This window comes from Paracoccus sp. J39, assembly GCF_000518925.1.
In the GTDB taxonomy this organism is placed as follows: domain Bacteria; phylum Pseudomonadota; class Alphaproteobacteria; order Rhodobacterales; family Rhodobacteraceae; genus Paracoccus.
On the sequence record NZ_JAEN01000036.1, the window covers coordinates 1 to 18,011 of the forward strand.

Here is an 18,011-nt window from a genome sequence, read left to right on the forward strand (position 1 = left end):
AGGGCAAAGGCCCTGATTTCTTTCTTGTGCAAATATCCCGGGGTCCGGGGCAGCGCCCCGGTCCGGCGGCGCGCTCAGGCGGTCAGGCCCTCGGGCTCGGGCCAGCCATTGGCCCGGCAGCAGGCGGTCAGCGTATTCGCCAGCAGGCAGGCGATGGTCATCGGCCCGACGCCCCCCGGCACCGGGGTGATGGCGCCGGCGACCTGCGCGGCGGCCTCGAAATCCACGTCGCCGACCAGGCGCGAGCGGCCCTCCTCCGCGATGCGGTTGATGCCCACGTCGATCACCGTCGCCCCCGGCCTGATCCAGTCGCCGCGGATCATCCGCGGCCGGCCCACCGCCGCGACCAGGATGTCGGCCGTCCGGCACAGGCCGGCCAGGTCCTTCGTGCGCGAATGCGCGATGGTCACCGTGCAACTGTCGCCCAGCAGCAGCTGCGCCATCGGCTTGCCGACGATGTTCGAGCGCCCCACCACCACCGCGTTCAGCCCGGAAAGATCGCCCAGCCGGTCGCGGAGCAGCATCAGGCAGCCCAGGGGCGTGCAGGGCACCATGCTCTTCTGCCCGGTCCCCAGCAGCCCGACATTCGAGATATGGAACCCGTCCACGTCCTTCGCGGGATCGATGGCGTTGATCACCGCATCGGCGTCCATATGCGCGGGCAGCGGCAGCTGCACCAAGATGCCGTGCACCGCCGGATCGGCATTCAGCCCTTCGATCAGCGCCAGCAGATCCGCCTGCGCGGTCTCGGCCGGCAGCTTGTGCTCGAAGCTCGCCATGCCGGCCTCGCGGGTCTGGATGCCCTTGTTCCTGACATAGACCTGGCTGGCCGGATCCTCGCCCACCAGCACCACCGCCAGGCCCGGCACCACCCCGTGCGCGGCCTGCAGCCGCCCCACATGCCCGGCAACCCGCGCCCGAACCCCGGCCGCAAAAGCCTTGCCGTCGATGATCGCGCCGCCATTCCTTGCAGCCATGTTCATGTCCTTTCTCCCTTCAGGCGCCCGGCGGTTTCCCCGAGCGCATGCCAGAGCGCGCCGGCCAGGGACCGCATGCCGATCACCGCCAGCCGATCCTCGGCCCGGCGGATCAGGAAGACGCTCATGTGATGCAGGCCGGTGCGCGTGGCCGAGCCCGGCCCGAAGGCCGCGGCGTCGATGTTCACCAGCTTTTCCAGCAGCGCCCGGATCGGGGCACCGCCGCGATCCGAGGCGATCTCGAACGCGGTCCAGCCGTCGGTCTGTTCGGTGACCGAGCAGCCCGGCGCCTCGGCCGCCAGCGCGGCGGCGAAATCCTCGGCGGCACGCTCCTCGGCCTCGATCATCCATTGGCCGGGGCCGGTCCAGAAGGCGGCGACACCCTGCCCCGCCTGCCAGGCGCCCGGCCCCGGCAGCGCCAGGCCCAGCGGCGCGGGCTGCGCGGCATCCCGGCGCAGCGCCAGCGAGGCCAGCGCCAGGCCGGCATTCTCGGCGATGGTCAGGGCACCGAAGGCGTGCCGGGCGGGGGCGCGGGCACCCAAAGCGGTAATCGGAACCAGATCAGTCACGCAGGCGCCCTCCTTCCGGGTCGACGAAATGCGGCGAGACGACGCGCAGGGCCACCTTCTGGCCTTGCAGCGGGTTGGCGGCGATCACCGTCTCGCCCATGCGGGCGCCGCCATGGGCCAGAAAGCCCAGCCCGATGCTCGACCCGACATGCGGCGAATGGCAGGCCGAGGTGATCCAGCCCTGGTCGGTCTCGGTCCGGTGCGGCGCGCTTTCGGCGAAAAGATGCATGCCGGCAAGGACCGTCTGCGCCGGATCGACGGGTTGCAGCCCGACCAGCACCCGGGTCTCGGCCGCCAGCCCCTCGCGCCGGGACATCACCGCGCCGATGCCGTCCTTCTTGCTGCTGACCATGCGGCCCAGCCCCAGCATCTGCGCCGTGGTCTGGCCGTTCAGCTCGTTGCCGGCGGCATGGCCCTTTTCGATGCGCATCACGCCAAGCGCCTCGGTGCCGTAGGGGGTCGCGCCCAGATCGGCGCCCTGCTCCATCAGCCGCTCGACCAGCGCCTGCCCGTAGCGGGCGGGCACCGCGATCTCATAGGCCAGCTCGCCCGAGAAGCTGATGCGGAAGAGCCGCGCCCGAAGCCCGCCGCAGACCGTCAACCCGGCGCAGGCCATGAAGGGAAAGGCTTCGTTCGACAGGTCGAACCCGTCCACGATCCGCTCCAGCAGCCGGCGGGCATTGGGACCGGCCACGGCGATCTGCGCCCAGGCGTCGGTGGTCGAGATCAGCTGCACGTCCAGCTCGGGCCAGAGGCATTGCCGGGCGAATTCCATCTGCCGGTAGACCGGCCCCGCCTGGGCGGTGGTGGTAGTGACGACGTAATGATCCTCGGCCAGCCGCGCGCAGGTGCCGTCGTCCCAGGCCGTGCCGTCCTCGCGCAGCATCAGGCCATAGCGGACCATGCCGACCCGCAGGCTTTTCATGGCATTGGCATAGATCCGGTCGAGGAATTCGCCGGCATCCGCCCCCTGCACGTCCACCTTGCCCAGCGTGGTCACGTCGCAGATGCCGACGCCCTTGCGGGTGGCCAGCACCTCGCGGTCCACGGTCTGGCGCCAATGCGTCTCGCCCGGGCGGGGGAAATATTGCGCCCGCATCCAGGGGCCGACCTCGACGAAGACGGCACCCTGCGCGCGCGCCCATTCATGCGTGGGCGTCAGGCGGCGCGGCCGGAAATGCGGCCCCGTGTCGCCGCCGCCCAGCACCGAAAGCGACACGCCGCTATAGGGCGGGCGAAAGATCGTCGTGCCGGTTTCCGGGATCGGCCTGCCGGTCAGCTCCGACATGACCGCCAGGGCGGTGACGTTCGCGGTCTTGCCCTGGTCGGTGGCCATGCCCAGCGTGGTCCAGCGTTTCAGGTGCTCGACCGGGCGCATGTTTTCCTGATGCGCCAGCTTGATGTCCTTGACGGTCACGTCGTTCTGGAAATCGACCCAGGCGCGGCCCTTGCCCGGCACATGCCAGAGCGGGCGCAGACCGGCCGGCGCATCCTCGGCCGCCGGCAGCGCGGCGGGCCGGGCCTCGATGCCGATCTGGGCCAGCGCCTCGGCCGCCGCTTCGGCACCCGAGCGCAAGGCGGCGGCGGTGCTGCCTTGCCCCTTGGCGGCGCCGGCGGCGATCAGGCCGCGCGGCCCGCCCTCGCCGGGGACGAAGGCCTGCAGCGCCTCGTCCCAGACCGGGCGGCCGCGGTGATGCGAGGCCAGATGCACGTTCGGGTTCCAGCCGCCCGCGACGCCGAGCGCGCCGCAATCCAGCCATTCCCTGCGGCCGTCGCTGTCGATCTGGACCCCGCGCAGCCCCAGACGGCCCCTGGCATCGCTGACCATGCCATGGACCAGCCGGTAATTGCCCTGCGCCCGCGCGTCCGTGCGGCTGTCGATCACTGCCGCGACCTCGACCCCCTTGGCGGCCAGATCCAGCGCGGTGCGGTGGCCGTCGTCGTTGTTGGTAAAGATCGCCACGCGCTTCGCCGGGCTGACCGCCCAGCGGTTGGCATAGGCGCGCATGGCGCCGGCCAGCATGATGCCGGGGCGGTCGTTGTTCCGGAACGGGATATGCCGCTCGATGGCGCCGGCGGCCAGCACGGCGCGACGCGCGGTGATCCGCCAGAGCGTCTGGCGCACCTGCCGCCCGGGTTCGGGCAGGTGATCGGCGACCCGCTCGACCGCGCCATAGACGCCGTGGTCGAAGGCACCGAACACCGTGGTGCGTCGCAGGATGCGGACATTGGGCAGCGCCGCCAGCTCGGCCTCGGCCCGCGCCACCCATTCGGTCGCCGGGGCGTCGTCCAGCGCGTGGGATTCCGCCAGCAGACGGCCGCCCAGGCGGAAATCCTCGTCGGCCAGGATGACCCGCGCCCCGGCCCAGCCGGCGGTCAGCGCCGCCGCCAGACCCGCCGCGCCGCCGCCGATGACCAGCAGGTCGCAATGCAGGAAGCCCTTGTCATAGGCATCGGGATCGGGCTGCATGGACAGGCTGCCCAGGCCCGCCGCCCGGCGGATCGCCGGCTCGTAGAGCTTTTCCCAGAAGGCGCGCGGCCACATGAAGGTCTTGTAATAGAAGCCCGCCGCGAAGAAGGACGAGAACAGGTCGTTCACCGCCAGCAGGTCGAAGCCCAGCGGCCCGACATGGTTCTGGCTGGCGGCTTCCAGCCCATCGTAAAGCTCGGCCACGGTGGCGCGGGTGTTCGGCTCCTTGCGGGCGCCGCTGCGCAGTTCCACCAGCGCATTCGGCTCCTCGGACCCGGCCGAGAAGACGCCGCGCGGCCGGTGATACTTGAAGCTGCGGCCCATCAGCCGCACGCCGTTGGCCAGCAGCGCCGAGGCCAGCGTGTCGCCGGGATGGCCGGAATAGCTCCGGCCGTCGAAGGTGAAGCGCAGGCTGCGGGCGCGGTCGATCAGCCCTCCGGTCAGGCGGGTCATGCGGCACCGCCTTTCAGCTTGACGTCGCGCGCCAGCTCGGCGCCCAAGATCTCGTGCGTGGTGGTGTCGCGAGTCACGACCAGCCAGGAGCGGTCGCCCTGCTCGTGGAACCACAGCTCGCGATGCACGCCGGCCGGGTTGTCGCGCAGATAGACGTATTCGGCAAAGGCGGCCTCGGCGCCCTCGGCCATGCCGTCGGGGCGGTTCAGCAGCGCGGCATCGCCCAGATAGGTGAATTCCTGTGCGTCGCGCAGGCCAAGAAGGGGATGGGGGATCAGCATGGCGGCCTCAATGCAGGTTCGGTTGGGCGCCCACGCCCTTTTCGTCGATGACATAGCCGCGCGCGAAACGGTCCAGGCGATAGGCGCTTGCGGTTTCGTGCGGGCGGCCGGTGGCCAGCAGATGGGCGAAGGCATAGCCGCTGGCGGGCGTCGCCTTGAAGCCGCCATAGCACCAGCCGGCATTCAGATAGAGCCCCTCGACGGGCGTGCGGTCGATGATCGGGCTGCCGTCCATGGACATGTCCATGATGCCGCCCCAGACCCGCAAGAGCCGCGCCCGGCCGATCATCGGCATCAGCGCCATGCCGCCCTCGGCCACGTCCTCGATCACCGGCAGGTTGCCGCGCTGCGCATAGGAATTGTAGCCGTCGATATCGCCGCCGAAGACCAGGCCGCCCTTGTCGGACTGGCTGACATAGAAATGCCCGGCGCCGAAGGTGATGACCCCCGGGATGGTGGGCTTCAGCCCCTCGGAGACGAAGGCCTGCAGCACGTGGCTTTCGATCGGCAGCCGCATTCCCGCCATGGCCATGACCCGGCTGGACGAGCCCGCAACCGCCACGCCGACCTTGCCGGCGGCGATATAGCCGCGTGTCGTCTCGACGCCGCTGATGCGGCCGCCGTCGATGCGGAAGCCGGTGACCTCGCAGTTCTGGATCAGGTCCACGCCGCGCATGTCGGCGCCGCGGGCGTAGCCCCAGGCCACGCCGTCATGGCGCGCGGTCCCGGCCCGGCGCTGCAGCAGCCCGCCCTTGATCGGGAAGCGGGCATTGTCGAAGTTCAGGAAGGGCGCCATGGCCCGGACCTGCTCGCGGTCCAGCAGTTCGGCATCGGCGCCGGCCAGCAGCATGGCATTGCCGCGCCGGCGGAAGGCATCGCGCTGCGCATCGGTATGGCACAGGTTCAGAATGCCGCGCTGGCTGACCATGGCGTTGAAGTTGAACTCCTGCTCCAGCCCCTCCCAGAGCTTCATCGAGAATTCGTAGAAGGGCTCATTGCCCGGCAGCAGGTAGTTCGAGCGGATGATCGTCGTGTTGCGCCCGATATTGCCCGAGCCCAGCCAGCTTTTCTCCAGCACGGCGATGCGCGCCCGGCCGAAGGTCTTGGCGAGGTAATAGGCCGTCGCCAGCCCATGCCCGCCGCCGCCGACGATGATGTAGTCATAGGCCGGCTGCGGTTCGGGATTGCGCCATAGCGGCTTCCATCCCTTGTGACCGGTCAGCGCCTCTCTGATGACCCGCAAGCCCGAGAAATGCATGGCGATAATCTCCTTCGTCGATTCGAATCTCGCACAGCCTGACCCGGCCGATGCGCCCGAAAGGGACATTGCCTTGCCTGTTCTGGACATGGATGGCAGGCTGGCGGCGAAAGCCCAAGGTCTGCCATGCGTCCCGATTCCCGCCCCCGCCGCTTCGGCTTCCTGCTGCTGCCGGATTACGCGCTGATGTCCACCGCCTCGGCGGTCGAGCCGCTGCGCGCGGCGAACCTGCTGAGCGGCCGGCCGCTTTACGAATTGCAATTCGTCTCGACCGAGGGGGGCTTCATGCCCAGCTCGGTCGCGGGCGGGTTCGAGACCATCGCGCTGACTGAGGCCGACGAGACTCTGGACATCCTCTTCGTGGTGGCGGGGGGCGATCCGCTGGCGCAGCGCGATCCGCGGGTGCTGGCCTTCGTGCGCCGGCTGGCGCGGCGCGGGGTGGCGCTTGGCGGCATCTCGGGCGGGGCGGCGATCCTGGCGGCGGCAGGGGTGATGGCGGCGCGGCGCTTCACCATCCACTGGCAGCATCTCGACGCCATGCGCGAGACCTGGCCCGAGGCGCTGATTGAAAGGCGGCTGTTCGTCATCGACCGCGACCGCTTCACCTGCGCCGGGGGCATGGCGCCCTTGGACATGATGCATGCGCTGATCGCCTCGGCGCATGGGGCGGGGCTGGCGCGGGCGGTCAGCGACTGGTTCATCCATACCGGCATCCGCGAGGCCGAGGCGCCGCAGCAGCTGGACCCGGCGCGCAAATACGACCTGCACCACCCGGCGCTGGTCGCCATGGTCGAGCTGATGACCAGCCATATCGCCGATCCTCTGGGGCTGGAGGATCTGGGCCAGCTTTGCGACATGACGCCCCGGCATCTGGAGCGACTGGCGCAGGCGCAGCTGGGCGAAAGCGTGATGCAGTTCTATCGGAGGCTGCGGCTGGACAAGGCCCGGGAACTGCTGAGCCAGTCCGGCCTGCCGCTGGCCGAGATCGCGCTGGCGACCGGCTTTGCCAGCCGCAGCCATTTCAGCCGCAGCTTCCGCGCGCAATTCGGCATCAGCCCCTCGGCGCGCCGGCCCATGCGGGCGGGGGCAACAGAAAACCCCGGTGGCTGACGCCATCGGGGTTTCGCGGTGCCGGGAGGAAACCGCCGCTCAGATGTCCAGGGTGTTGTCCCGCTCCCATTGCGACAGATGTGCGCAATAGGTGTTCCATTCCCGGCTCTTGAGCTTGATATAGGCGGCCGAGAATTCCGCGCCCATGGCCGCCTTCAGCCCCTCGTCCTCATCGAAGGCGCGGATCGCGTCCAGCAGGTTCAGCGGCAGCTTCGGCGCATCGGTGATGGTGTGCCCCTCGGCATACATGTCGATGTCGGACCGCGGGCCGGGATCGGCCTTCGAGCGCAGCCCCGACAATCCGGCCGCCATGATCGCCGCCTGCACCAGATAGGGGTTGGCGGCGCCGTCGGGCAGGCGGAACTCGAACCGGCCGGGGCCGGGCACGCGCACCATATGGGTGCGGTTGTTGCCGGTCCAGGTGACGCTGTTCGGCGCCCAGGTCGCGCCCGAGGTGGTGCGCGGCGCATTGATCCGCTTGTAGCTGTTCACCGTCGGGCAGCTCAGCAGCGCCAGCGCCGAGGCATGTTTCATGATGCCGCCGACGAAGTGATAGCCCTGCTGGGACAGGCCCAGCTCGTCATTGTCGTCGGCGAAGGCGTTGGTGCCGTCGGCATTCCAGACCGAGATATGCAGGTGGCAGCCGTTTCCGGTCAGGCCCATGATCGGCTTGGGCATGAAGGTGGCGCGCAGCCCGTGCTTTTCGGCGATGGCCTTGGCCATGAACTTGAAGAACGAATGCTTGTCGGCGGTCGCCAGCGCATTGTCGTATTTCCAGTTCATCTCCCACTGGCCGTTGGCGTCCTCGTGGTCGCTCTGATAGGGCTCCCAGCCCAGTTCCAGCATGTAGTCCGAGATCTCGGCGATCACGTCCAGGCGGCGGAACATCGCCTGCTGGTCGTAGCAGGGCTTCATGGCGGTGTCGGCCGGGTCGCCGATGGCCAGCCCGTCGGGCGTCATCAGGAAGAATTCCGGCTCGACCCCGGTCTTGACGGTCAGGCCCATGTCGGCGGCCTCCCGGCACAGCCGGGTCAGCACGTTGCGCGGCGCCTGCTCCAGATCGACCCCGCCGCTCATCACGCAGTTCGAGGCGACCCAGGCCACCTCCTTCTTCCAGGGCAGCTGGATCACGGATGAGGCGTCGGGCAGGCCCAGCATGTCGGGATGGGCCGGCGTCAGGTCCAGCCAGGTCGCGAAACCGGCAAAGCCCGCGCCGCCCGCCTGCATCTCGGCGATGCCCTCGGCCGGGACCAGCTTGGCGCGCTGGCTGCCGAACAGGTCGGTGAAGGAGACCATGAAATGCTTGATGCCCCGGTCGCGGGCATAGGCGGCCAGGTCGAGCGGCTCGGCAGCCTTCTGCTGCGGGCCAGAGGCGCCGTGCCGGGGCTTTTCCCGTTTCTGGACCATGTCGGCCTCGCGGGCGAAGGTGGCCATATCGGTCATTCGATATTCTCCCTGTTGAAGGATGTCCGACCCGGGGCGGGATACTTTGTCCCGCCCCGTGGCTGTCTGTCGTCAGTAACCGGCCTGTCCCGGGATCCAGCTCGTGCCGGCCAGGGGGACGCCCGCCATGGCGGCGGATTCCACGGTCAGGGCGCAAAGATCCTCGGGTTCAAGGTTGTGGACGTGGCTCTTGCCGCAGGCGCGGGCGATGGTCTGGCATTCCAGCGTCATCACCGCCAGATAGTTGCGCAGGCGGCGGCCGGCCTCGACCGGGTTCAGCCGGGTCATCAGCTCGGCGTCCTGGGTGGTGATGCCGGCCGGGTCGCGGCCCTCGTGCCAGTCGTCATAGGCGCCAGCGGTGGTGCCGAGCTTCTGGTATTCCTCTTCCCAGCGCGGATCGTTGTCGCCAAGCGCGACCAGCGCCGCCGTGCCGATGGCGACCGCGTCGGCCCCCAGCGCCAACGCCTTGGCCACGTCCGCGCCGGTGCGGATGCCGCCCGAGACGATCAGCTGCACCTTGCGATGCATGCCCAAATCCTGCAGCGCCTTCACGGCCGGGCGGATGCAGGCCAGCGTCGGCTGGCCGACATGCTCGATGAACACGTCCTGCGTCGCGGCGGTGCCGCCCTGCATGCCGTCCAGCACCACCACGTCGGCGCCCGCCTTCACCGCCAGCGCGGTGTCGTAATAGGGCCGCGCGCCGCCGATCTTGATGTAGATCGGCTTTTCCCAGCCGGTGATCTCGCGCAGCTCCAGGATCTTGATCTCCAGATCGTCGGGGCCGGTCCAGTCGGGATGGCGGCAGGCCGAACGCTGGTCGATGCCCATCGGCAGGTTGCGCATCTTCGCAACCCGCTCGGTGATCTTCTGGCCCAGCAGCATGCCGCCGCCGCCGGGCTTGGCGCCCTGCCCGACCACGACCTCGATCGCGTCGGCGCGGCGCAGGTCGTCCGGGTTCATGCCATAGCGCGAGGGCAGATACTGATAGACCAGCTTTTCGGAATGGCCGCGTTCCTCGTTGGTCATGCCGCCGTCGCCGGTGGTGGTCGAGGTGCCCGCCATGGTCGCGCCGCGACCCAGCGCCTCTTTCGCATGGGCCGAAAGCGCGCCGAAGGACATCCCCGCGATGGTGATCGGGATCTTCAGCTCGATCGGCTTCTTGGCGAAGCGCGTGCCCAGCACGACCGAGGTGTCGCATTTCTCGCGATAGCCCTCCAGCGGATAGCGGCTGATCGAGGCGCCCAGAAACAGCAGGTCGTCGAAATGCGGCACGCGGCGCTTGGCCCCGCCGCCGCGGATGTCATAGATGCCCGTGGCGGCGGCGCGGCGGATCTCGGAATTGATCTCGTTCGAGAAGGTCCAGCTCTGGCGCGGCAGGGTGCGAGGGGTTTGGTCCATCGTATGATCCTCAGTAATCGCCGGCGTGATCGACGTGGAAATTGTAGAGCTTGCGGGCCGAGCCGTAGCGGCGGAACTCCGACGGGTCGGCATCCGCCCCGGCGCGCTTCAGCAGGTCGGCCAGGATTTCCAGATGCTCGGGGCGCATCTCCTTCTCGATGCAGTCGGCCCCCAGCGACTTGACCTTGCCGCGCACGAACAGCCGCGCCTCGTAAAGGCTGTCGCCAAGCGCGTCGCCCGCATCGCCCAGCACCACCAGATTGCCCGATTGCGCCATGAAGGCCGACATGTGGCCGATATTGCCATGCACCACGATGTCGATGCCCTTCATCGAGATGCCGCAGCGCGAGCTGGCATTGCCCTTGATGACCAGAAGCCCGCCATGGCCGGTGGCGCCGGCATATTGGCTGGCATCGCCCTCGACGGTGACGCTGCCCGAGATCATGTTCTCGGCGACCCCCGGCCCGACCGAGCCGGTCACATGCACCCGCGCCTCCTTGTTCATGCCGGCGCAGTAATAACCGGTGGAACCCTTGATCGTCACCTCCAGCGGCGCCTGCAACCCGACCGCCAGCGCATGCGCGCCGCGCGGGTTCTCGATCACCCATTCGCCGCCGGTCTGCGCCTGAAGCGTGCTGTTGAGATCGCGCAGCTCGGTCCAGGCCATGTCGATGGTCCGGGGCTGCACGCCGATGTCAAGGTCTTCGCGGATCTGCGTATTGGCCATGGTGGTCATGTCAGCGCTCCCAGAAATACACGGTGGCGGGTTCCGGTTCCCAGATGCGGGCATCCTCGATGCCCGGCAGGTTCGCGAAGGCCCGGTATTCCGAGCCGAAGGCGACATAGCTGTCGGTCTCGGCCATCACCGCGGGCTTGCAGGCGATGGGATCGCGCACCACGCCGAAGCCGTTCCTGGTGCCGACCACGAAGGTGAAGAACCCGTCCAGATCGTCCAGCGTGCCTTCCAGCGCCTCGCCCAGATTGGCGCCTTCGGCCAGCCGGGACGAGATGTAGCAGGCGGCGACCTCGGTATCGTTCTGGGTCTGCGGCACGAAACCCTTGCGGGCCAGTTCGCGCCGCACCCGGTTGTGGTTCGAGAGCGAGCCGTTATGCACCAGGCACTGATCGCCGTCGGTCGAGAACGGATGCGCGCCCAGCGTGGTCACGGCGCTTTCCGTCGCCATGCGGGTATGGCCGATGCCGTGGCTGCCGCCCATCTGCCGGATGCCGAAGCGCGCGGCCACGTCCTTGGGCAGCCCAACCTCCTTGAAGATCTCCATCGACTGCCCGGCACCCATGATGCGGATGCCCTTTTCGGCCATATAGGCCCGGACCTCGGGCTCGGAGCCTTCGGGCAGCGTCAGCACCGCATGGGTGTCGACCACCCGCACCTGCACCGGCGCGCCCAGCAGCGCCTTCAGACTGTCCTCGAGGCCCGCGAAAGTCTCGTCGGGCGTATCGGACTGGATCGTCATCTTGAGACCTTGCGCGTCGTCCCCGTAGATCGCGATCCCCGCGCTGTCAGGCCCGCGATCCGTCATGGAAATCAGCATGTCGGTCAGCAGGTCCCCGAGCTGGGGCCGCAGATCATCTTTTTTCAGGAACAGGCCAACGATGCCACACATTAGCAACCTCCGTTCAGCTTGGCGTTGAAGCCGTCACGGATCAGCTAAGAGCAAAATTGATTGCCTAGCAAGATATTTTTTTTACCTGACAGAAAATTCTTGCGAGAGGGCCGGCAGGGAACGGTCGAAGGAAACCCCAGCGCAGGCAGTCGGTTACTTGGCCTGGGGATAGCAGATGATGGACAGATACCGGGCCGGCAATTCGCGCAGATGCTCCGGTCCATGCGGCGCATCGGCGTCGAAGATCAGGCTGTCGCCGGGTTCGAGATCATAGATCTGTTCGCCGTGGCGATAGCCGATTCTTCCCTCGAGCATGTAGAGCAGCTCGATCCCTTCATGCTGGAAGGTGGGGAAATGGTCGCTTTGGGTGCTGAGCACGATCATGTAGGGCTCGACCACCACGCCGCTGTTGTTCGAGCCGATATGCCCCAGCAGGTGATACTGGTGCCCGGCGCGGGTGCCGGCGCGCTCGACCTCGACGGCGGTGCCCGCCTTCACATGCATCGCCCCGCGCGGCTCTTCATAGCCCGAGAAAAGCTGGATCAACGGCACATGCAGGGCATTGGCCAAGGTCTGCAAGGTCGTCAGCGAGGGCGAGATGACGCCGTTCTCGATCTTGGAGAGCATCCCGACGGACAGCCCCGCCTGGCTGGCCAGCTTCGAGCCGGTCATCCGCTGCCGCTTGCGCAATTCCCGCACCTGCCGGCCAATGGCAACCTCAAGATTCTTCTCGCGGGTTTCGCGAATCGCATGGGGATCCTGCGTCAGCGAGCCATCTATCTTTGCCGTTTGGCTTACCATTGCACATCTTCCTTTGTTTTTTCTCTGTCAAAGCTAGTCGGAGAATTTCCACAGTAAAGCCTAACAGATAGCCGGCATGGGTCAGAAGCTCCATGCGGTTAAGCCGCGCATGATCCCACAGCCCCTGATCGGCGGCACGTTTCGCGAAGGGGTGCGGCCCGTGCGAAGCAGGGATATTTTTCTTGAGAGAATAATTTGTTTCCTGTTACTCTAGGGTCGGTTTTCGGGGAGGCATGCCATGTATTTTGCTGCACAGCGAAAGCAGTCGATCTACCAGCAGCTGGGAGGGGACGAGGGCATCCGCGCCCTGGTCAAGGAATTCTACGACATCGTCGAGCAGGACGAGGACGCGAGGGAGCTGCATCTTCTGCACCTGCAGGGCGCCGGCGTCGCCCATTCGCGCGAGGAGCAGTTCAACTATCTCAGCGGCTTCTTCGGCGGGCCGCAATATTACGTGATGAAGCACCGCCACGCGCGGCTGAAAGAGATCCACGCCCATGTGCCCATCGGCCCGCAGATGCGCGACCTGTGGCTGCGCTGCATGGCCAAGGCCATCGACAGGCGCGGAATCGACGGCGAACTGGCGGCGGTGCTGATGCGCCATTTCACCACGGCCGCCGAAAGCAGCCGCAACATGGACTGACGCGCCGCGCCGGTCCGCACCAGACATTCCCAACACAGGAGAGGCTCATGGCGATCAAGAAGTTCGGCCCCTACAAATCCCCTTCGGTCCAGCCGATCACCGAGGATCTGGACTGGTGGCACCCGGTCGAGGGCTCGCCCAGTATGAAGACCTGGATCGAGCACCAATCCGAGGACGGCAAGTTCCTGACCGGCTATTGGGAGGCCACGCCGGGCAGCTATCGCGTGCGCTACGACGTGGACGAGTTCATCCATCTGTTCGAGGGCAAGGTGACGCTGACCGACAACGGCCAGGAGCCGCGCAGCTTCGCCGCCGGCGACACTTTCGTGATCGAGGCCGGGTTCGACGGCATCTGGAAGACCGAGGAGACGGTGCGCAAGGCCTTCGCCATCCGGGTGCGGTGAAAGCGGTGCGGCCCTGCCCGTCGCCCCGCCGTTCGCTGCCCGGACCCGTGAAATCGGAACAGGCCCCGGCGCAAGGCCGGGGCCTGATTTTTGTGCCGGCTCAGACGGGCCGGTCCGGCAGGGATGCCGGATTGGGCTTCATGTCCCAGTAGACCAGGTCCAGCCCGGTCGCCTGATCGTCCTCGTCCACCCGCAAGCCCACGGTCTGTTTCAGGACGAAGGTCAGGATCGCGGCGGTCAGCACGCCCGCGCCGACGCAGGCCAGAACGCCCACGATCTGCATGGCCAGGCCGATCTGGCCGTGCTGGAACGCATAGGGCCCCTCATCGATGCCGAAATAGCCGCCCTGCGGCGTGCCGGCCTTGAGCAGGCCGACCATGACCAGCCCATAGACCCCGGCGCCCAGGAACAGCGGGAACAGCTTGTGCTCGTCGATGCCGCGCTTCTGCGTGAACTCGTAGACGATCCAGGCGACCACCGGCGCGAACAGCGCCACCAGGAAGGTCTGCCAGGGCGCATAGACGTCGAAGCCCGGCGCACCCGCGACATAGCCGGCCAGCGGCCCCAGCAGCAGATAGGCATAGGAACGCTTCCGGTAGCCGATGATCGCCCCGGTCACCGCGCCGCCCGCCCAGGCAAGGCCGTAATTGTTGAAGACGATGCCCACGCTGGTATCGGCCATGGTGACGCTGACCGCCAGCGCCTGCGGCTCGAAGAAGAACAGGCAGGACAGGATCACCAGCGGCAGTCCGGAAAAGATCGTCATCAGCCCGGTCGCCGCCAGGCCGATGCTGGGCGCATCGTAGGAATGCACCTTGGGATGCGGCTCGAACATGCCCGGCCGCCGGCCCAGCATGGGCACCAGCACCAGCGCCATGCCGGCCGGGAACAGATAGACGAAGCCGACGCCGAAGAAGTCATGGAAGCCCGCATTGGTCAGCGGTCCGACCGAGCCCCAGACCGCGAAGCTCAGCGCCGAGGACACCACCGCCGCCACCACCGAGGTGATGTAATAGGCCAGGGGCTTCATCCGCTCGGAGACGGCGAAATGCAGCAGCACGTTGATGATGCCGGCAAAGCAGGCCAGGAAGAACACGAAGATCTGGAAGGTGTTCAGCCCGGGAAACACCGCCGGATCGACATGCTGGGCCACGCCGTTGGCCATGGCGCCGCCCAGCCACCAGTCCTTGAGCGAATCCGCCAGACTCGCGCCCTCCATGACGTAATATTGCCCGGCCCAGAAGCCGAAGCCGATGACGAAATAGGCGGCGAAGCCCAGGAAAAAGCCGATGGTCTTCTCGATCGTGGAATTGAACAGGCTGCCGTTGCGGGTGGTGCCCGCGTCGATCATCAGCAGCCCGACCACGACGAGGATCGCCCCCGCCGTGCCCGAGCCATAGATCAGGTTCTGCACCAGCGAACTGAGCGTCACCTGATCCGGGTAAAGGATGGTTGTCGTTGGTTCCATTGTCGTTCTCCCTGTTTTTGTCACTGCTCCGGGATCGTTCCGGCCCCGGAAAACGCCTTGCGGCGCTGGTCGCGCGTGGTGACAGGCGGCAATTTCCTGTCGGTCGGCGGATTGAAATCCCTTGCTTCGATCAAATTTCTCAAAGGAAGACCGGTTGACGCCGCCGCCCCGCATCGGGGGCGGCTGTTGCCCGGTCGGGTTGTCCCAGCCCTACTCGTCGGCGAAGATTCCGGGCGAGGTCGGCTTCCCGTCGTCGAACTTCGCGAGATAGTCGATGATGATCTGGCGGTTGACGGCGAAGCCCTTGTAGTCGGCCAGCTCGTCGGGCAGGTCGCGGATCACCCGGTGCAGCCGGCGCGCCCATTTCGGCACCGTCACCAGATCCTCGAGCGCGATCAGGTAGCAGCGGATCGGAAAGGCCAGCGCGTTCGAGCGCGGCAGCCGCCAGAAGCTCTGCAGCTCCACCCGCAGATATTGCCTGGCCCCGACATTCTCGGGGGTGATGGTGCGCTTCTCGGGGCCCCAGAGGTGATAGTTCTCGGGGCTGGTGTCCAGACGCGGATTGACCGTCATCGTCCAGTTCAGCCGCCGCGACGGCGCGCCCTGCTGCACCGCCAGCAGGAATTTCAGCGCCCGCTGGAAGATGCCCAGCTCGGCCGCCTTCGGCACCGGCGCATGCCATTCGAAGAAGTTCATGCCGATGTCGAAATCCAGCGACCAGTCCGCCTGGCTGGTCACCATGCCCGCATCCATCCACAGGTTGCCCTCGCGCTGGTCCAGCAGCGCGAAATCGCCCTGCGCCTGGCGGGTGACGTATTCCAGCGGCCCGCAGGGCAGCGTCGTCGGGTCGAGGAAGGTGAAGCGCTGCTCGATCCCCAGCGGCCGGTTGATCCAGTGCCAGCGGTCGCCGTCGCGATGCAGCTGGAACAGCTCGGGGTAATCCTCGGCCTTGCACTGCATGATCAGCTCCAGCAGGTCCCAGCCCGCCAGCGCCATATGCGGCAGCGACTGGCAGCGCAGCGGGTCCCCGGCCAGGGTGATCGCCCGGTCGCGCATCTCGGCCACGTAATGCTCGTCCACGTCGAAGCGCTTCTCGAAGACGCTGCCGGCGCGGCCCCCCGTCCCGTGCGGCTCCATGTTGACGGAATACATGTAGTCGTCCTTGTCGAACGGGAACGGAAAGCGCCGGATGGCTTCGGCCGAGTTGCGGAAGCTGTAATCGTCGCGGAAGGTCTCGTCGTTGAACCGGATGGTCATGGCCGGGCTCCTATCGGTCGATGATCAGCGTCTCGCCGCGGAAGCGCGAGACGCAGGGCATGATGCGGCTCTGCGAGGAGCGCTCGTCCTCGGACAGCCAGTGGTCGTGATGCTCGATGCGGCCGTGGCAGGACAGCACCCGCGTCTCGCAGCGCCCGCAGGCGCCGCCGCGGCAGGACCAGTCGATCTCGGCCCCGGCCGCCTCCAGCGCCTCGAGCAGGCTCTGATGCGCGCCGACCGCGATGGTCCGCCCCGAACGCGCCAGCACCACCGCGAAGGGCCGGCCGGGCGGCGGCGCCTGGAAGACCTCGGAATGCAGCGCGGTCTGCGGCCAGCCCAGCCGGGCGCCCGCTTCCGCCACCGCACCGATCAGCCCCTCGGGGCCGCAGGTATAGACATGCGTGCCAAGCGGCTGGCCCGACAGGATCGCGCCCAGATCCATGCGGTTGCCCTCCTCCGAGATATGGGCATGGATATGCGGCACATCCGGCAGCAGCTTCAGCCCGGCCGCCTCGGCGCGCGAGCGGGCGGCGTAATGCAGCTCGAAGGGCAGCTGCATGCGCAGAAGCTGGCGGACCTGGGCGACGAAAGGGGTGATGCCGATGCCGCCGGCGATCAGCACGTGCTTGCGGGCCCGCAGGTCCAGCGCGAAGAGGTTCAGCGGCAGCGAGACGCGCAGCAGGTCGCCCGCCCGCACCCGGCCATGCATGAAGCGCGAGCCGCCGCGCCCGCCATCCTCGCGCCGCACCGCGATCTCGTAGCCCGAGCCGTCCTGCGGGTCCGAGATCAGCGAATAGGCGTTGCGGCGCAGCACCTCGCCGTCCGGCATCTCGACCACCACATGCGCGCCGCCGGAAAACAGCGGCAGGGCCGCGCCCTGCGGGTGTTCGAAGCGGAAGCGCTTGACCAGCGGCGTCAGCGGCTCGGCCGCCGCCACGCGCAGCATCAGGGACGTCATGGCTTGATCTCCTGCGGCTCGGGCACCTGGCCCGGGGTCTCGGCATCGACGCAGACCCCCTGGAAGGCGCCGATGCGGCGCGAGTAATGGTCGCGCACGAACAGGTTCAGCCCGCAATGCGAACAGGCGAACGGGTCGGTGGCGACGTTCTCGGTGATGCCCTTGCAATGCACGCATTGCACCCGCCGGGCGAAGCCGCCGCGATGCTCGGCATCGATCGCCTCCAGCGGCATTCCGGCGGCCAGCGCCTCGGCCGTGGCCTGGCCGATCAGCCCCTCGCCGCCGGCAAGATAGAGCCGGGTGCCCATATGCGCCTCGGCCAGGGCCCGGGCGAAGCGCGGCCGCAGCGCCGCCCAGCTCGGCCCCTCGACATAGCCGGCCGGCCCCAGCGCCCGCAGCCGCGACCCCAGTTCGGGACCGGCGCCGGCGGGGATCCAGAACAGCTGCGCCCGGCGCATGACCGAGGGGTCGGCCCGGGCCAGCGCGGCCAGCGCCTCGCCGCCCGCGCCCTCGGCCAGCATCAGCGAGGCCAGCGCCCCGTGCGGGCGCAGCCCGCCATAGACCGGGCGGCTGGGGATGGAAGATGAAAATTCCGTGGCTCGCATTGGCGGCGTTCTCCCTGTCGCGGAGGGGGCGGGGCGGTCCTGGCGCCGCCCGCGCGCCCCGGGGTCGGTTCAGCCCTTGGCGGTGCGGCGCTTCTTCTCGGGGTCGTGGAAGGGCATCGGCTGCGCCGTGGCGGCGATCTCGCCGCCCGGGTTGCGGATCGTCAGCGGCGTGCCCGGAACCGCGCAATCCACCGGCATCCGCGCAATGCCGATATTGTGCCCGTTCAAAGGGCTGTAAAACCCGATGGTCACCACGCCCACCTCCTTGCCGTCCCGGATGATCGGAGCGCC

At 68.0% G+C, this 18,011-nt stretch carries 18 protein-coding genes; 3 read left to right on the forward strand and 15 right to left on the reverse strand.

Annotation, left to right across the window (positions count from 1 at the left end; all coding sequences use genetic code 11):
* Positions 1 to 74: 74 nt before the first annotated feature.
* From folD to L632_RS0120565, 5 genes are read right to left on the reverse strand one after another with little or no spacing between them, the layout of a single operon-like run.
* On the reverse strand, positions 75 to 977 hold the full coding sequence (gene folD, locus L632_RS0120545) for a bifunctional methylenetetrahydrofolate dehydrogenase/methenyltetrahydrofolate cyclohydrolase FolD (protein ID WP_028717497.1): 903 nt from the start codon (positions 975 to 977) through the stop codon (positions 75 to 77).
* Positions 978 to 979: 2 nt separating this feature from the next.
* Entirely contained in the window at positions 980 to 1,546 is a 567-nt protein-coding gene (locus L632_RS0120550; RefSeq protein ID WP_028714550.1) for a sarcosine oxidase subunit gamma, read from the reverse strand.
* Positions 1,539 to 4,469 (reverse strand): sarcosine oxidase subunit alpha family protein, encoded by a 2,931-nt coding sequence (locus L632_RS0120555; RefSeq protein ID WP_028717498.1) that lies wholly within the window; start codon positions 4,467 to 4,469, stop codon positions 1,539 to 1,541. Before L632_RS0120555 ends, L632_RS0120550 begins: the two co-directional genes overlap by 8 nt.
* The gene (locus tag L632_RS0120560) at positions 4,466 to 4,750 is read right to left on the reverse strand and encodes a sarcosine oxidase subunit delta (RefSeq protein ID WP_028714552.1); all 285 of its coding nucleotides are present in this window, start codon (positions 4,748 to 4,750) and stop codon (positions 4,466 to 4,468) included. The genes L632_RS0120555 and L632_RS0120560 overlap by 4 nt, the downstream gene beginning before the upstream one ends.
* Before the next feature lie 7 nt (positions 4,751 to 4,757).
* Positions 4,758 to 6,008 carry a sarcosine oxidase subunit beta family protein gene (locus L632_RS0120565; protein WP_028714553.1) on the reverse strand — a complete coding sequence of 417 codons (1,251 nt, stop codon included), beginning with the start codon at positions 6,006 to 6,008 and terminating at the stop codon, positions 4,758 to 4,760.
* Between the two features lie 126 nt (positions 6,009 to 6,134).
* On the opposite strand from L632_RS0120565, the gene L632_RS0120570 reads away from it, so the two are divergent.
* Positions 6,135 to 7,118: a GlxA family transcriptional regulator gene (locus L632_RS0120570; protein WP_028717499.1), complete on the forward strand. Its 984-nt coding sequence runs from the start codon at positions 6,135 to 6,137 to the stop codon at positions 7,116 to 7,118.
* 39 nt (positions 7,119 to 7,157) lie between these two features.
* Here the strand turns inward: L632_RS0120570 and glnT are convergent, their stop codons facing one another.
* The 5 genes from glnT to L632_RS0120595 all read right to left on the reverse strand — a co-directional run bounded on the left by glnT (position 7,158) and on the right by L632_RS0120595 (position 12,385).
* Positions 7,158 to 8,561, reverse strand: a complete 1,404-nt coding sequence (gene glnT, locus L632_RS0120575) for a type III glutamate--ammonia ligase (RefSeq protein ID WP_256380451.1) — start codon at positions 8,559 to 8,561, stop codon at positions 7,158 to 7,160.
* A 72-nt stretch (positions 8,562 to 8,633) separates the two neighbouring features.
* The gene (locus L632_RS0120580; RefSeq protein WP_028714556.1) at positions 8,634 to 9,959 is read right to left on the reverse strand and encodes an FMN-binding glutamate synthase family protein; all 1,326 of its coding nucleotides are present in this window, start codon (positions 9,957 to 9,959) and stop codon (positions 8,634 to 8,636) included.
* A gap of 10 nt (positions 9,960 to 9,969) precedes the next feature.
* The gene (locus tag L632_RS0120585) at positions 9,970 to 10,626 is read right to left on the reverse strand and encodes a protein glxC (protein WP_028714557.1); all 657 of its coding nucleotides are present in this window, start codon (positions 10,624 to 10,626) and stop codon (positions 9,970 to 9,972) included.
* Positions 10,627 to 10,696: 70 nt separating this feature from the next.
* Positions 10,697 to 11,584 (reverse strand): glutamine amidotransferase family protein, encoded by an 888-nt coding sequence (locus L632_RS0120590; protein ID WP_028717500.1) that lies wholly within the window; start codon positions 11,582 to 11,584, stop codon positions 10,697 to 10,699.
* Positions 11,585 to 11,737: 153 nt separating this feature from the next.
* On the reverse strand, positions 11,738 to 12,385 hold the full coding sequence (locus tag L632_RS0120595; RefSeq protein ID WP_028714559.1) for a helix-turn-helix domain-containing protein: 648 nt from the start codon (positions 12,383 to 12,385) through the stop codon (positions 11,738 to 11,740).
* Positions 12,386 to 12,623: 238 nt separating this feature from the next.
* Here L632_RS0120595 and L632_RS0120600 point away from each other — a divergent pair, with 238 nt between their 5' ends.
* Positions 12,624 to 13,028 carry a group II truncated hemoglobin gene (locus L632_RS0120600; RefSeq protein WP_028717501.1) on the forward strand — a complete coding sequence of 135 codons (405 nt, stop codon included), beginning with the start codon at positions 12,624 to 12,626 and terminating at the stop codon, positions 13,026 to 13,028.
* A 47-nt stretch (positions 13,029 to 13,075) separates the two neighbouring features.
* Positions 13,076 to 13,432 (forward strand): cupin domain-containing protein, encoded by a 357-nt coding sequence (locus L632_RS0120605; protein WP_028714561.1) that lies wholly within the window; start codon positions 13,076 to 13,078, stop codon positions 13,430 to 13,432.
* 100 nt (positions 13,433 to 13,532) lie between these two features.
* Here the strand turns inward: L632_RS0120605 and L632_RS23290 are convergent, their stop codons facing one another.
* The 5 genes from L632_RS23290 to L632_RS0120630 form a co-directional block, all read right to left on the reverse strand.
* Positions 13,533 to 14,900 carry an ammonium transporter gene (locus tag L632_RS23290; protein WP_036699031.1) on the reverse strand — a complete coding sequence of 456 codons (1,368 nt, stop codon included), beginning with the start codon at positions 14,898 to 14,900 and terminating at the stop codon, positions 13,533 to 13,535.
* A gap of 210 nt (positions 14,901 to 15,110) precedes the next feature.
* A complete protein-coding gene (locus tag L632_RS0120615) occupies positions 15,111 to 16,157 on the reverse strand; it encodes a DUF3445 domain-containing protein (RefSeq protein ID WP_028714562.1) in 1,047 nt (348 codons plus the stop codon).
* 10 nt (positions 16,158 to 16,167) lie between these two features.
* Positions 16,168 to 17,115 (reverse strand): PDR/VanB family oxidoreductase, encoded by a 948-nt coding sequence (locus L632_RS0120620; RefSeq protein WP_028717399.1) that lies wholly within the window; start codon positions 17,113 to 17,115, stop codon positions 16,168 to 16,170.
* On the reverse strand, positions 17,112 to 17,720 hold the full coding sequence (locus L632_RS0120625) for a dimethylamine monooxygenase subunit DmmA family protein (protein WP_028714564.1): 609 nt from the start codon (positions 17,718 to 17,720) through the stop codon (positions 17,112 to 17,114). Before L632_RS0120625 ends, L632_RS0120620 begins: the two co-directional genes overlap by 4 nt.
* A gap of 69 nt (positions 17,721 to 17,789) precedes the next feature.
* Positions 17,790 to 18,011, reverse strand: a 222-nt coding sequence (locus L632_RS0120630; RefSeq protein WP_028714565.1) for a glycine cleavage T C-terminal barrel domain-containing protein, incomplete at its 5' end; no start/stop codon positions are given.